This window comes from Acinetobacter populi (assembly GCF_002174125.1).
Lineage (GTDB): Bacteria > Pseudomonadota > Gammaproteobacteria > Pseudomonadales > Moraxellaceae > Acinetobacter > Acinetobacter populi.
The window spans coordinates 184,544-197,306 of record NZ_NEXX01000004.1 but is presented as its reverse complement, the minus strand read 5'-3'; the positions used below and the strand labels follow the sequence as shown (position 1 = coordinate 197,306).

The window sequence follows — 12,763 nt, the reverse complement described above, 5'->3', positions numbered from 1 at the left end:
TGTGATGTCTTGATATAGAGATAAAAAGGATAGTGTTATGAGCAGCGTATCTGAACTAGAAAGTCAACGCTATGAAATTAATAGCCCCAATGATGTATCGTCATTGGTGTCAAAGTTTGCCGGGCAGGGCAAAAGTAATAAAGTGATTTGGTTAGCATTAATCGGCGTATTTATTGATGCCTATGATCTAACCACTTTATCTTTTGGTATTGATCAGGTGGTGGAGGAATTTTCCTTAACACCGGTAATGACCGGTGTCGTCGCATCGGCAATCATATGCGGTACCATTGTTGGGAATATTCTTGGTGGCTGGCTGACAGATAAGATCGGCCGTTATCGCGTATTCATGGCAGATATGGTGTTATTCGTAATTGCTGCCATTGTGGCTGGTTTTGCACCAAATGTATGGGTACTAATTCTGGCACGATTTATTATGGGCATTAGTGTTGGGGTGGATTTACCAGTTGCTATGTCCTATTTATCCGAGTTTTCAAAATTTAGTGGCAAAAGTAATAAAGCGGCACGTTTAGCGGCATGGTGCCCGATGTGGTATGCAGCATCTTCAGTGTGTTTTGGTATTGTCCTTGCGCTGTATTTTTTACTTCCACCTGAACATATTAATTGGCTATGGCGAGCATCTCTGATTTTTGGTGCGGTACCTGCATTGTTGATTATTTTTATTCGGGGTAAATATTTGACTGAGTCGCCGATTTGGTTGGCCAATCAAGGTGATCTGGCAGGGGCTGCCAAAGTGTTGCGCGAGTCCTATCATATTAATGCCCATGCCAATGTTGCCCGGGTAGAGAAGAAGCAGATTGAACGCCAACAAGAAGGTTTTTTAGTTTTATTTAACAAGACATATTTATCTCGGACTATCGTCTCTATCGTGATTCATATTTCAGTAGCCTTTCAATACACCACTATTGCATTTTTCTTGCCGTCTATTTTAAGCCGATTTTTCCATACAGATGTATTAACCACAATTTCTACGACGTTGGGGCTAAATCTTCTATTTGCCTTTACAGGTGGTTTATTGGGTGTTTATGTTGCGAGTCGATTTACTTCGCGGCATGTTTTGCTGGCAGGATTCGTTTTGCAGTTCATCGCACTTGTTGTTTTGGCATGGATTGGACAGCCGGCAAATTCTGTCTTGCTTTATCTCGCGATCGGTATGTTGGGACTATGGTTGTTTTCGGAAGGTTTTGGTCCTGGCGCTCAAATGATGGTCTATCCTACCATGGCCTATCCTGCATCCATTCGTGGCGTGGGTGTCGGATTTAATCGTGCGGTAACTGGGGTGGCGCAAGCAATCGCAATGTTTGTATTGCCAATCTGGATGGCAAATTATAAAACTGATGTCTTTTTGATCATTTCTATTTTCGCAATTGTACCGGTTATTGTTATTGGTTTCTTAATTAAATATGAACCTACAAAACAGGATGTCGATGCAGTGATTGAGAAAGATCTGGATAAAAAAATCGTAGGGCATGCGATCCCTGATTAATATCAGTTAACTTTATGTTTTTTTGATGACCAGATGGATTACTGTTGGACAAGAACATTATTCCAGTATGATTCACACCTTTTAGGCTGTCATGTATAGGTTAAAATGATGGAGATTTGTGATATGTATAAATCTCCATTTTATTGTTTATTTACTCATATGCTTCTAAATCCCACTATCTTATCGACTATATGGCAGAGTTAAATTTATTCGCCAAAGAAATTTCATGTTGTTCTATCTTAGCTATAAATTCTTGATCATAAAATTACACTTAGATGAAATATCTGGCGTGGACATATAACACGATAATATCCGTTAGGACTTTCAGATTTTAATGTTGCCCTTACAACAACAGTTCAACAATACGGCATAAATAGTATGCAAATTGCCTTTGAGAGTTAAATATAACAATATGAAAAATATATAAATTTTAGTTGGCATATAAATTGAAAACATCACAGTAATATTTATTTTTAAATGGATAAAACCAAAACAGGTTTTGTCCTGTGAGGGGAAGTATTACACGATGTCAGATCACCTTCAAAGCCTTGCTACATTATTGGCATATCATGCACAGGTACGTCCGCATGCGATCGCATTACGCCATAAGCAACTGGGTTTGTGGCGGCAATGGTCATGGCAACAATTACTGGAGATGAGCCAGCGCTATGCATCGGCTTTAACCCTCTATGGTTTTCAAAAAGACCAGACCTTTTTTATCGCCAGTTCCCCTAATGTAGAGGTGGTGGCAATCAGTATTGCGGTACAGGCGTTAGGTGGTCGGGTGCAATTACTGGATCAAGCCGCAGAAGAGCTGGATGCGGTACAACTCCATCAGGATTTAAATATTTTACAGCCTGATTATGTACTGGTTGAGCAGTTGCAACAACTCAGTCCGTTGGCTTCTTTGAATTATCATCCGACATATATTTTTTATATTGAACAAAATAATTTAAGCGCATTTGATCATGAATATATTGTTGATCTTAAAACTTTATTTTCTGAATTAAAGCCACAGCATCAGATTGAATTCAAACAAATTCGTACACCCTTGACGCAAACCGCATTTAGTTTTGAAAAAGTTGAAGATGGACAGCGTTTTCGGGTGTATTACGCGCATCAGGAATTAATTGAAGAAGCGCAGCGCTTAGTAGATGCCTATCAGCTTGAGGCAACAGAACAGGCTTTTATCGCACGTGCATTTTCCAGTGTTGGGCATATTCGTTATTTATGGTCGGCATGGTTATATGCCGGTTTTTGTTTGAATATCCCGGAGTCATTACAAACACGCGATCAGGATCGGCAAGTGATTTCACCGAGTTTGGTGCTGGGTACCAAACAAACCTATGAACGGGTAGAACAACTGATCCTGGCACGCTTACCAAAATCCGATTCATGGCTATTTCATCAGTATCAGGCTGCAATTCAGCAAATTGGACAACAACGTACACCATCTTTGATACAGCGACTGGTATTTGCATTGTTTAAACAGGCGATTTTAGAAGAGCTGGGATTCTCACAGTTAAAAACTGCATTGATCGTAGGAGAACCGGTATCTGATCAAACAGCACAATTTTATCAGGCATTGGGTATTCAGTTACAACACTGGGGCCAACATGCAGCATGGCAGGCCATGACCTCTACGATGTCATTAAACCTCGCATCATCTTCCACAATAACAATACATTAGGAGAATCTGTATGTCTGGTGGAATACAACAGGAAATTTTGCAGCTACAAGATATTGATCTATCGTTTGCAGCATCTCAAGTCCTGAAAAAATTGAATTTTCAGGTGCGCACAGGGGAAATTTGTGCCTTGATCGGTCCCAATGGGGCCGGTAAAAGTTCAGTAATTAATATTATTAATGGGATTTATCGACCACAGGCTGGGCAGATTATTTTTGCGGGTAAAGCACTTAAACAATATAAGGCAAAGCATGCACCATATCTGGGGATCGCGCGAACCTTTCAGAATTTGGCCTTATTTAAGCATATGTCGGTGCTGGATAATGTGCTGACTGGTCGGGTGTTAAAAAGTCGTTATTCCGTGCTTGGTGCAATTTTACGTTTACCTAGGAGTAAACAGGATGAGGATTTACAACGCCTAAAAGTTGAAGAAATCCTGAAATTGCTGAATCTACAACAATATCGCGACAAGGTGGTAAGTACCTTGTCCTATGGTTTGCAAAAACGGGTTGAACTGGCTAGAGCACTGGCTGCTGAACCGAAACTGTTGCTCCTTGATGAACCGATGGCAGGCATGAATCATGAAGAAAAACAAAGTATTGCCGAGTTTGTAAAAAAAATAAATCAACGGCTCGGCATTACTGTACTGATGATTGAGCACGATTTGGCTGTGGTGATGGAGATTTCAGACCATATTGTGGTGCTGGATTACGGTAAAAAAATTGCCGATGGAACGCCACAGCATATTCAGCAGCATCCGGAAGTATTGAGTGCCTATCTTGGGGTACAACGTGTTGATGTCACGCCTTCCCACTCGAATGAATTAAAAATATGAGGGTTTAGCATGTCATTTTTTTTAGAGGTTTTGCTGGGTGGCACACTTGCTGGGGTGATGTATTCACTGGTGGCAATCGGATTTGTGCTGATTTATCGTGCATCGGGCGTGTTTAATTTTGCTCAAGGATCGTTGGTACTGTTTTCGGCATTGACCTTTGTCAATTTGACCGAACGTGGTGTGCCATTTGTGCTGGCATTTATTGCGACCATGCTGGTGATTTTTTTGCTGGTATTACTGATTGATGCCTTGATTTTAAAGCATTTGATCAATCGCTCGGTGATGACTTTATTTATGGCCACACTGGGTTTGAGCTATATCATCGAAGGTCTGGCACAAACTGTCTGGGGCACACAGGTTCATGGTTTGGATCTTGGAATTTCCGATGCGCCGATTAATTTGTTTGGCATCATGCTGAGTAAATTTGATTTATTTGCTACAGCAATCGCTGGCAGTCTGGTGATTATTTTGTCGCTGCTATTTAGTAAAACCCGTTTTGGTATTGCCTTGCGGGCCGTTGCAGATGATCCATTGGCTGCACAGTCTGTCGGGATTCGTTTAAATAGAATCTGGATTCTGGTGTGGACCGTTGCAGGCTTTGTTGCACTGGTCGCAGGTTTGTTGTGGGGCGCACGTCTAGGTGTGCAGTTCTCATTGTCACTGGTGGTACTTAAGGCTTTACCTGTACTGATTATTGGCGGTTTTACCTCAATTTCAGGCGCTATTGTTGCGGGCTTGATTATTGGTGCAACCGAGAAACTGGCAGAAATTTATCTGGGTAGCATCATCGGCTCTGGGCTTGAAAACTGGTTTCCTTATGTGCTTGCCATACTCTTTTTATTGGTACGTCCAACGGGTTTGTTTGGACAGCAACAGGTAGAGAGGGTCTAGCACATGTTTTTATTTAGTCAGGCACGACAATTTACTCAGCATTATCAAGATGAACAGCGTATTTTTCGCTTAAAAGAACATCGTATTCTGTTTTTATTTGCCTTATTGATTGCCTTTGTTTTTGTCCCTTTTGTCGGTTCGGATTATTTATTTAATGCGATTCTTGTGCCTTATCTGGTGCTGGCACTTGCAGGTCTGGGACTTAATATTCTCACTGGCTATACCGGACAATTGTCTTTGGGTTCGGCGGCATTTATGGCAGTTGGGGCATTTGCCACCTATAACCTTGAGCTACGAATTCCACAATTACCCTTATTACTCAGTATTTTTCTGGGTGGTGTGATTGCTGCATTATTTGGTGTTCTGGTTGGCTTGCCAAGTCTAAGGATCAAAGGCTTTTATCTGATTGTATCGACACTGGCTGCACAATTTTTTGTGCCCTGGTTATTTACCCAATATGGCTGGTTTACCAATCATAACGCTTCGGGCGTGATCACTGCACCTCGATTAGAGATTTTAGGATATTCCTTAAATAGTCCGGTCGGACATTATTTATTGACTTTAAGCATTGTCGTACTTCTCACCGTAGTAGCGCGGCATTTAATCCAGAGCCAATATGGACGTAATTTTTGTGCAGTACGTGATATGGAAACAGCAGCGACCACATTGGGTATTCCTGTTGGACGGACCAAATTGTTCGCATTTGCCGTGAGTTCGTTTTATCTGGGGATTGCAGGCGCGTTGTGGGCATTTGCTTATCTGGGAACGATTGAAGCCAATGGTCTGGATCTGAATCGTTCTTTTCAAATTTTATTCATCATCATTATTGGTGGTTTAGGCAGTCTGGCGGGCAGTTTTTACGGTGCCGCTTTTATCGTGCTATTGCCGATTGTGCTCAGCATTTTAGGTCAGGCGGTCTTTGGTCAAGCGATTGATCAAGCGTTATTACAAAACCTGCAAAAAATTATTTTTGGGGCTTTGATTATTTATTTTCTGATTAAAGAGCCAGAAGGGCTAAGCCGTTTATGCCGCAATGCATATCAACGACTGAGAACATGGCCGTTACGTTATTAATTATTTTTTTAAAAGGTATGCGATGAAACTATTTAAATCTTTATGGTTTTGGCTAGCGGTGATTGCACTGATCTTAATTTTGATCGTGCTTTTAACCAGCAATAAAAAGACCAGTGAACAGCAGCCAGTACAGGCGCAGCAAGACACGGCAACAGGGGCTCAAAGCACCTTGTCCGATCAAAATGCTCAGTATTTTCCTTTGCAAAGTTATCGGGTTGGTCCTTATGCAGCAGCGGGAACGGGCTTTTTCGGCGGATTTATTGATTATATGAAAGCCATTAATGCACAGGGCGGTGTTAATGGTGTCAAGCTGGTGTGGTCGGAATGTGAAACCGAATATGTGGTGGAAAAAGGTGTAGAGTGTTATGAGCGTTTGAAAAAAGGCCTGAATGGTGCACCTGCCGCTGCAACTAATCCTTTGTCAGTCGGGATTGCTTATGCCACGCTGGAGCGCTCAACGCAGGATAAACTGCCATTAATTACCATTAACCATGGGCGTACCGATTCTACCGATGGCCGGGTTTTTCCTTATGTATTCCCCTTACAGCTTAATCCCTACAGTGAAGTCTCAGCCATCATTAATTATCTGGGACAACAAAGTGGTGGATTGGATCAGCTAAAAGGCAAAAAAATTGTGGTGCTGTACCATGGTTCACCTTATGGTAAAGAAACCATTCCGGTGATTGATATTTTATCGAAGAAATATGGTTTTAGCGTGACGCATATCGAAGTGCCGCATCCCGGCAATGAACAGCAGTCACAGTGGTTAAATATTCGTCGCATTCAACCTGATTGGGTAATCTTACGTGGATTTGGCGTGATGAACCCTGTGGCCTTAAAAACTGCACAAAAAGTCGGTTATCCCGCGGATAAAATTATTGGCAATATCTGGTCGAATTCTGAAGAAGATGCTGCGCCAGCGGGTGATGCGTCCAAAGGCTTTATTTCGATTACTACGCATCCATCAGGTACCAATTTTCCTGTCTTACAACAAATCAAAAGCCTTGTGGTGGATAAAGGGCAATCTGATCTAAAAGATCCGAAACAGTTTGGTACGGTGAATTATAACCTAGGTGTTGTTAACGGGATTTTGAATGTGGAAGCGGTACGTGTGGCGCAAGAAAAATTTGGTCATCGTCCACTGAGTGGTGAGGAAGTACGCTGGGGCTTTGAAAATATTCATTTAACTGATGAACGTCTAAAAGAATTGGGTGCTTATGGTTTGGTGCAGCCTTTAAAATTGTCATGTGAAGATCATGAAGGTGGCGGTGCAGTACGTTTTCAGCAATGGGATGGCACAAAGTGGAATGTGATCAGTGACTGGGTGCAGGCAGACCGAGCACTATTGCGTCCCATTATTGAAGAATCTTCACAAAAATATGCCAAAGAACAAGGCATTACCATCCGTGATTGTGCCACGGAAAGCTAATAGGGAGTAATCGCTATGACCATACTGCTTGATGTACAGAACATTGAGGTAGTCTATGACCAAAGTATTTTAGCCGTCAAGCAGGTGAGTCTGGCTGTGCCACAAGGGGCAATTGTGGCATTGCTGGGCGCAAATGGTGCAGGCAAAAGTACCACACTCAAAGCAATTTCGCAGTTGATTGCGGCTGAGAATGGTCAGATTTATCGTGGAGAAATTATCTATCAGGGCGCGTCCATTCTTGGACAGAATCCCAGTGATATTGTCAAAAAAGGTTTGGTACAGGTACTTGAAGGTCGACATTGCTTTGCCCATCTGAGTGTAGAAGAAAATCTACTGACTGGCGGCTTTATCCATCGGCCATCACAAGCAAAATTACAGCAGGCATTGCAACAAGTTTATCATTATTTTCCACGTCTGGCAGAGAAGAAAAATACTTTGGCCGGATATACCTCTGGCGGTGAGCAACAAATGCTGGCAATTGGTCGGGCTTTGATGACGGAGCCCAAACTAATCTTACTCGATGAACCTTCTATGGGACTGGCACCTAAAATCAGCCACGAGATTTTTGAATTGATTGGCAATTTACGGGCAGAGCAAGGGATGAGTTTTCTGGTTGCAGAACAGAATATCCAGTTGGCACAGGATTATACCGATAATGCCTACGTGATTGAAAATGGAGTAATTCGCTTATCCGGACAAACCAAAGCGCTATATGAAACAGGCGCAATTCAAAGGGCTTATTTGGGGCAAACGGCTTAGATTACTGCGTTATTATGATGATAAAAGCACTGAACGGATATTTCGTCAGTGCTTTTATTTTTTATAATTAAAATTTAGTTAGTTACTTCATAAAATGCTGAATCGGCAAGAGAAACTATACCGAAAATTGATATTCATTAAACTTACGGCGAGTTAACTCAAGGGAGTGTAATTCTTCGGAAGAAAATTGACTAAAATCTTTGAGAATTTCATTCTTGATATTGTTAAGTCTAAAGTCTTCCCGATGTCTTGGATGTGGTACATCAACAGGCAAAATATGTTTAATGATGCCAGGATTGGGTTGCATTACCACCACACGTTCTCCTAAAAATACTGCTTCTTCAATATCATGGGTTACGATGATCATGGTGATTTTTTCAGTTTCCCATATGCGTTGTAGTTCTTGCTGTAACTTTGCTCTGGTCAGTGCATCCAACGCACCAAATGGTTCGTCTAAAAGTAGAATTTTAGGACGGTTGACCAATCCTCGGGCTATGGCAACACGTTGACTCATACCACCAGAAAGTTGTGAGGGATAAGCATGTTGAAATGCTGTTAAACCAACGAGTTCAATATGTTCATCAATGGTTTTATCCTGCTCATCACGGCTTAAAGGGCTATTTTGTAGCGCAACCCGAATATTTTCTCGCACCGTTAACCAAGGAAATAGACGGTGGTCCTGAAATACAATTCCTCTTTCCAGACTAGCTCCTGCAATAGGCTTACCATCAATTAAAATTTGACCAGAAAAGTCTTGTTCCAATCCGATCAATAAACGTAATAATGTTGATTTGCCACAGCCACTACTTCCTACAATACTAATAAACTCACCTGGTTGTATATCGAGGGAAATTTGATGTAGTACAGGTAAAGGTTGATTGTTTTTTTGCCGATAAAATTTACTGACGTTTTTTATTGACACTGCGCCTAATGACTTTGCCATGATAAATTTACCTTTCTATTATGGATTATAGTTTTGCCAAAGACACTTCGGTTGCTTTAATGAGTACAACAACTTCATTACCTATTTGTAAATCTAAGTCTTTTACTGAACGGGTAGTAATCACTGAGGTAAATAATCCGGCAGGTGTTTCAACATCCACTTCTGTTACAACGGAACCTTCAATAATTTCTTTAATAATACCTTTGAATTGATTGCGTACATTAATTGCTTGAATAGTCATAATAATATAATTCCTATATTGAAAATAATAAAATGATTGTATAGATTTAATTTGTATTTAAAAAATAATAATAATTGATATAAAATGCATAAAATATATTAAGGGATCTATTTTTTTATATTTATTCACGCTATATGTTTTGTTTTTATAAAACATATAGTGTGATGTCTAAAATGAATTAAATATATTTATGGACTTGGATTTGGATAATGTTGGTGAATTTTATCAATTTCCAAAAGTATCTCTTCAGATAAGTCGACGTTAATACTATCAATATTGGTTTTTAGTTGCTCTAAATTGGTTGCCCCAATAATATTACTAGTAACAAAACGCTGTTGATTAATATATGCCAATGCTAATTGTGCTGGATTTAAATTATGGGCTTTGGCTAGATCGACATATAATTGAGTGGCTTTTTCTGCATTTTTACTTTTATAACGACTAAAACGTTGCCATTTTGTTACCCTTGCACCTTCCGGTAATGCACCATTGAGGTATTTTCCTGTCAGATGTCCAAAAGCCAAAGGTGAATAAGCTAATAAGCCGACTTGTTCCCGAATGGCAATTTCTGCATTACCAATTTCAAAGCTACGATTTAATAAATTATATGGATTTTGGATAGAAACAATCCGAGTAAGATTGTATTTTTCTGCAAGATGTAGAAATTGTGATATGCCCCATGGTGTTTCGTTAGATAAACCAATATGACGAATTTTTCCTGTTTTGACCAAATCATCCAAAACAGTTAATGTTTCCAGGATTGGGGTAGCATTTTCATCATCATGATGTTGATAACCTAATTTACCAAAAAAATTGGTACTTCGATCAGGCCAATGTAATTGATATAAATCAACATAATCAGTTTTCAAGCGTTTTAAGCTATCGTGTAATGCCTGCTCAATATTGGCTCGATTATGGCGGCTCTTACCTTCACGGATATGGTCTGTCCCGCCATTTGCTGATGATGGCCCTGCAACTTTACTGGCAATAATAACTTTGTCACGCTGTTGTGATTTTGCTAACCATGTTCCAATATAGCTTTCGGTTAAACCTTGAGTCTCAGGTTTTGGCGGAACTGGATAGAGTTCTGCCGCATCAATAAAATTAACACCTTGATCCGTGGCATAATCTAGTTGTGCATGTGCTTCTTGCTCGGTATTTTGTTCACCCCAAGTCATGCTACCTAGTGCGATAATGCTCACGTCTATCTCGGTTTTGCCTAATTTTTTATATCGCATTACGTATTCCTAAAATAATTAAAATGATGTTTCAACTGAAAATTTACCTTCGTAAGTAAATTGCTCAGTTGGGTGCCGAGTACTTGGAAATTCACGAGATTGAAGATGATCGGGCAGATTTTTTTTATTACCCTGTTTACCAATAACAATAATCGCCTGTATGGCATAGTTTTCGGGAATAGCCAAATTTTGACGTACCTGATCTTGATCATAACCACCAATGGCATGGGTTTTCCAGCCTTTTAGATCGGCTTGTATGGCTAAATGTGACCATGCGGCTCCAGTATCAAATGCATGACTACGTAATTCCTGCTCAGTGTTTTGTCCTGGAACTAAAAAGTTGGTTTTTGAGATTACTACGATTAATGCCGATGCATCTTTGGCCCAAGATTGATTATATTCAGTTAATGTACTAAAGATATTGTCCCAATGTGGTGTATCTTTACGTGCATAAATAAACCGCCAGAGCTGTGAGTTCCATGCCGAAGGTGCCCAGCGAGCTGCTTCAAATAGTTGTTGGAGGGTAGATTGATCAATTGTTGCTGCACTAAAACTACGAGGCGACCAGCGTTGTAAGAAAAAATCTTCAATATCGTGGTTGGATTGGCGAATATTAGTCATGGTATTTTCTCTCTTATTTAAGATACTTTGTGTTGTTGCTTTTGTAGAACATATTGATTTTCTGGACGAGCTAGGCCCAAATTCTCCCGTAAAGTATTGCCTTCGTATTCTGTACGGAATAAACCACGGCGTTGCAACTCAGGTATCACTAGATCGACAAAATCATTTAGACCTTCAGGTGTGGTGGGGGGTAGGACGTTAAAGCCATCAGCAGCCTCATTTTCAAACCATTCCTGTAATTGATCCACCACCTGCTCTACTGTACCAATCAGTTGCCAATGTCCACGAACACCTGCAATCCATTCATACAATTGACGGATGGTGAAGTTATTTTTCTTGGCAATATCAATAATTAATGCGCGACGACTGATTTGTGTTTCTGTTTCTGGTAGTTCAGGTAAAGGTTGATCCAAGTCATATTGTGATAAATCCCAGCCACCTGCCAGAGAGCTTAATAGGGATAAACCTGCTTCAGGACGGATTAATTTTGTCACTCGCTCATATTTTTCCCGTGCTTCTGCTTCTGTTTTACCTACAAAAGCAGAAACTCCAGGCAAAATAAGCAATTGATCAGGGGTACGTCCATATTTGGCTAAGCGACTTTTAACATCACGATAAAACTCCTGTGCACTGGCCAATTCTTGATGGGCAGTAAAAATGACTTCTGCATAACGCCCGGCTAATTCCCGACCTGGTTCAGATGAACCCGCTTGTACAATAACAGGATAACCTTGGGGTGGACGTGATACATTTAATGCACCTTTTACTGCATAATATTTACCTTTATGATTAGGTTGATGTAGTTTTGCTGGATCGTAAAACTGTCCGGTTTCTTTATTATAGACAAAGGCATCATCTTCCCAACTGTCCCAAAGCTTTTGAACCAGCTCAACATATTCCTGTGCACGATCATAGCGCTCGGCATGTGTGGGTTGTGTTTCATAGCCAAAATTATATGCCGCAGCTTCAGACGCTGTAGTGACCACATTCCAGCCAGCTCGCCCTTTACTGATATGATCGAGTGATGCAAATTTACGTGCGAGTAAATAAGGTTCTTCATAAGTCGTAGATGCTGTGGCAATAAAACCTATATGTTTAGTTACAGCAGATAAGGCTGAAAATAATGTAACAGGTTCAAAGCCGACAACCTTATCACTTGTACCATTGTCTTTTAAATTGCCAAAGTTCACGGATAAACCATCCGCAAGAAAATAGGCATCAAATAAGCCGCGTTCAGCGGTTTGTGCAATTTCAATTAAATAATCTATATCCAGTACACGCTCTGCCTGAGATTCTGTTAATCGCCAGCCTGCGGCGTGTTGACTTGTGGCAGGGATAAAGGCACCCAATCGAATTTTTCTGCTCATGATATCTTCCTTTTTAAATATAGAAAAAAATTTAATGTGTTATCGCTATATCAAGAAGCATGCCATATTTTTTTAATATATAAATCAATTGGTTAAAATTATTGGCTATATTGGGTGATGAATTTTAAACGTAAGTGCTGATAAATAAACACGCAGTTGATGAATATGCGTAAG

The 12,763-nt window shown here is 40.4% G+C and carries 12 protein-coding genes; 7 read left to right on the top strand and 5 right to left on the bottom strand.

What is annotated here, in order from left to right; all coding sequences use genetic code 11:
* Positions 1-37 precede the first annotated feature (37 nt).
* The 7 genes from CAP51_RS12070 (at position 38) to CAP51_RS12040 (ending at position 8,179) form a co-directional block, all read left to right on the top strand.
* The gene (locus CAP51_RS12070; protein ID WP_087621015.1) at positions 38-1,504 is read left to right on the top strand and encodes an MFS transporter; all 1,467 of its coding nucleotides are present in this window, start codon (positions 38-40) and stop codon (positions 1,502-1,504) included.
* Between the two features lie 526 nt (positions 1,505-2,030).
* A complete protein-coding gene (locus tag CAP51_RS12065) occupies positions 2,031-3,194 on the top strand; it encodes an AMP-binding protein (protein WP_087621014.1) in 1,164 nt (387 codons plus the stop codon).
* Between the two features lie 10 nt (positions 3,195-3,204).
* Positions 3,205-4,026: an ABC transporter ATP-binding protein gene (locus CAP51_RS12060; protein ID WP_087621013.1), complete on the top strand. Its 822-nt coding sequence runs from the start codon at positions 3,205-3,207 to the stop codon at positions 4,024-4,026.
* 9 nt (positions 4,027-4,035) lie between these two features.
* The gene (locus CAP51_RS12055) at positions 4,036-4,917 is read left to right on the top strand and encodes a branched-chain amino acid ABC transporter permease (RefSeq protein WP_087621012.1); all 882 of its coding nucleotides are present in this window, start codon (positions 4,036-4,038) and stop codon (positions 4,915-4,917) included.
* Between the two features lie 3 nt (positions 4,918-4,920).
* Positions 4,921-5,991 (top strand): branched-chain amino acid ABC transporter permease, encoded by a 1,071-nt coding sequence (locus CAP51_RS12050; protein WP_087621011.1) that lies wholly within the window; start codon positions 4,921-4,923, stop codon positions 5,989-5,991.
* A gap of 22 nt (positions 5,992-6,013) precedes the next feature.
* Entirely contained in the window at positions 6,014-7,420 is a 1,407-nt protein-coding gene (locus CAP51_RS12045) for an ABC transporter substrate-binding protein (RefSeq protein ID WP_087621010.1), read from the top strand.
* A gap of 15 nt (positions 7,421-7,435) precedes the next feature.
* Positions 7,436-8,179, top strand: a complete 744-nt coding sequence (locus tag CAP51_RS12040; RefSeq protein ID WP_087621009.1) for an ABC transporter ATP-binding protein — start codon at positions 7,436-7,438, stop codon at positions 8,177-8,179.
* A gap of 115 nt (positions 8,180-8,294) precedes the next feature.
* On the opposite strand, the gene CAP51_RS12035 is transcribed toward CAP51_RS12040, so the two are convergent.
* From CAP51_RS12035 to CAP51_RS12015, 5 genes are all read right to left on the bottom strand, one after another.
* Positions 8,295-9,122 carry an ABC transporter ATP-binding protein gene (locus tag CAP51_RS12035; RefSeq protein ID WP_087621008.1) on the bottom strand — a complete coding sequence of 276 codons (828 nt, stop codon included), beginning with the start codon at positions 9,120-9,122 and terminating at the stop codon, positions 8,295-8,297.
* A gap of 25 nt (positions 9,123-9,147) precedes the next feature.
* Complete coding sequence (locus tag CAP51_RS12030; RefSeq protein WP_087621007.1) at positions 9,148-9,363, bottom strand: TOBE domain-containing protein; 216 nt, start codon at positions 9,361-9,363, stop codon at positions 9,148-9,150.
* A gap of 188 nt (positions 9,364-9,551) precedes the next feature.
* A complete protein-coding gene (locus CAP51_RS12025) occupies positions 9,552-10,601 on the bottom strand; it encodes an NADP(H)-dependent aldo-keto reductase (protein WP_087621006.1) in 1,050 nt (349 codons plus the stop codon).
* An 18-nt stretch (positions 10,602-10,619) separates the two neighbouring features.
* Positions 10,620-11,222: a nitroreductase family protein gene (locus tag CAP51_RS12020; RefSeq protein ID WP_087621005.1), complete on the bottom strand. Its 603-nt coding sequence runs from the start codon at positions 11,220-11,222 to the stop codon at positions 10,620-10,622.
* Positions 11,223-11,239: 17 nt separating this feature from the next.
* Positions 11,240-12,589 (bottom strand): LLM class flavin-dependent oxidoreductase, encoded by a 1,350-nt coding sequence (locus CAP51_RS12015; protein WP_087621004.1) that lies wholly within the window; start codon positions 12,587-12,589, stop codon positions 11,240-11,242.
* Positions 12,590-12,763 lie beyond the last annotated feature (174 nt).

Coding starts and splice junctions, on each gene's coding strand:
- CAP51_RS12055 (WP_087621012.1), top strand. CDS start 4,036: ATGTCATTTTTTTTAGAGGTTTTGCTGGGTGGCACACTTGCTGGGGTG.
- CAP51_RS12035 (WP_087621008.1), bottom strand. CDS start 9,122: ATGGCAAAGTCATTAGGCGCAGTGTCAATAAAAAACGTCAGTAAATTT.
- CAP51_RS12060 (WP_087621013.1), top strand. CDS start 3,205: ATGTCTGGTGGAATACAACAGGAAATTTTGCAGCTACAAGATATTGAT.
- CAP51_RS12025 (WP_087621006.1), bottom strand. CDS start 10,601: ATGCGATATAAAAAATTAGGCAAAACCGAGATAGACGTGAGCATTATC.
- CAP51_RS12030 (WP_087621007.1), bottom strand. CDS start 9,363: ATGACTATTCAAGCAATTAATGTACGCAATCAATTCAAAGGTATTATT.
- CAP51_RS12045 (WP_087621010.1), top strand. CDS start 6,014: ATGAAACTATTTAAATCTTTATGGTTTTGGCTAGCGGTGATTGCACTG.
- CAP51_RS12015 (WP_087621004.1), bottom strand. CDS start 12,589: ATGAGCAGAAAAATTCGATTGGGTGCCTTTATCCCTGCCACAAGTCAA.
- CAP51_RS12050 (WP_087621011.1), top strand. CDS start 4,921: ATGTTTTTATTTAGTCAGGCACGACAATTTACTCAGCATTATCAAGAT.
- CAP51_RS12065 (WP_087621014.1), top strand. CDS start 2,031: ATGTCAGATCACCTTCAAAGCCTTGCTACATTATTGGCATATCATGCA.
- CAP51_RS12040 (WP_087621009.1), top strand. CDS start 7,436: ATGACCATACTGCTTGATGTACAGAACATTGAGGTAGTCTATGACCAA.
- CAP51_RS12020 (WP_087621005.1), bottom strand. CDS start 11,222: ATGACTAATATTCGCCAATCCAACCACGATATTGAAGATTTTTTCTTA.
- CAP51_RS12070 (WP_087621015.1), top strand. CDS start 38: ATGAGCAGCGTATCTGAACTAGAAAGTCAACGCTATGAAATTAATAGC.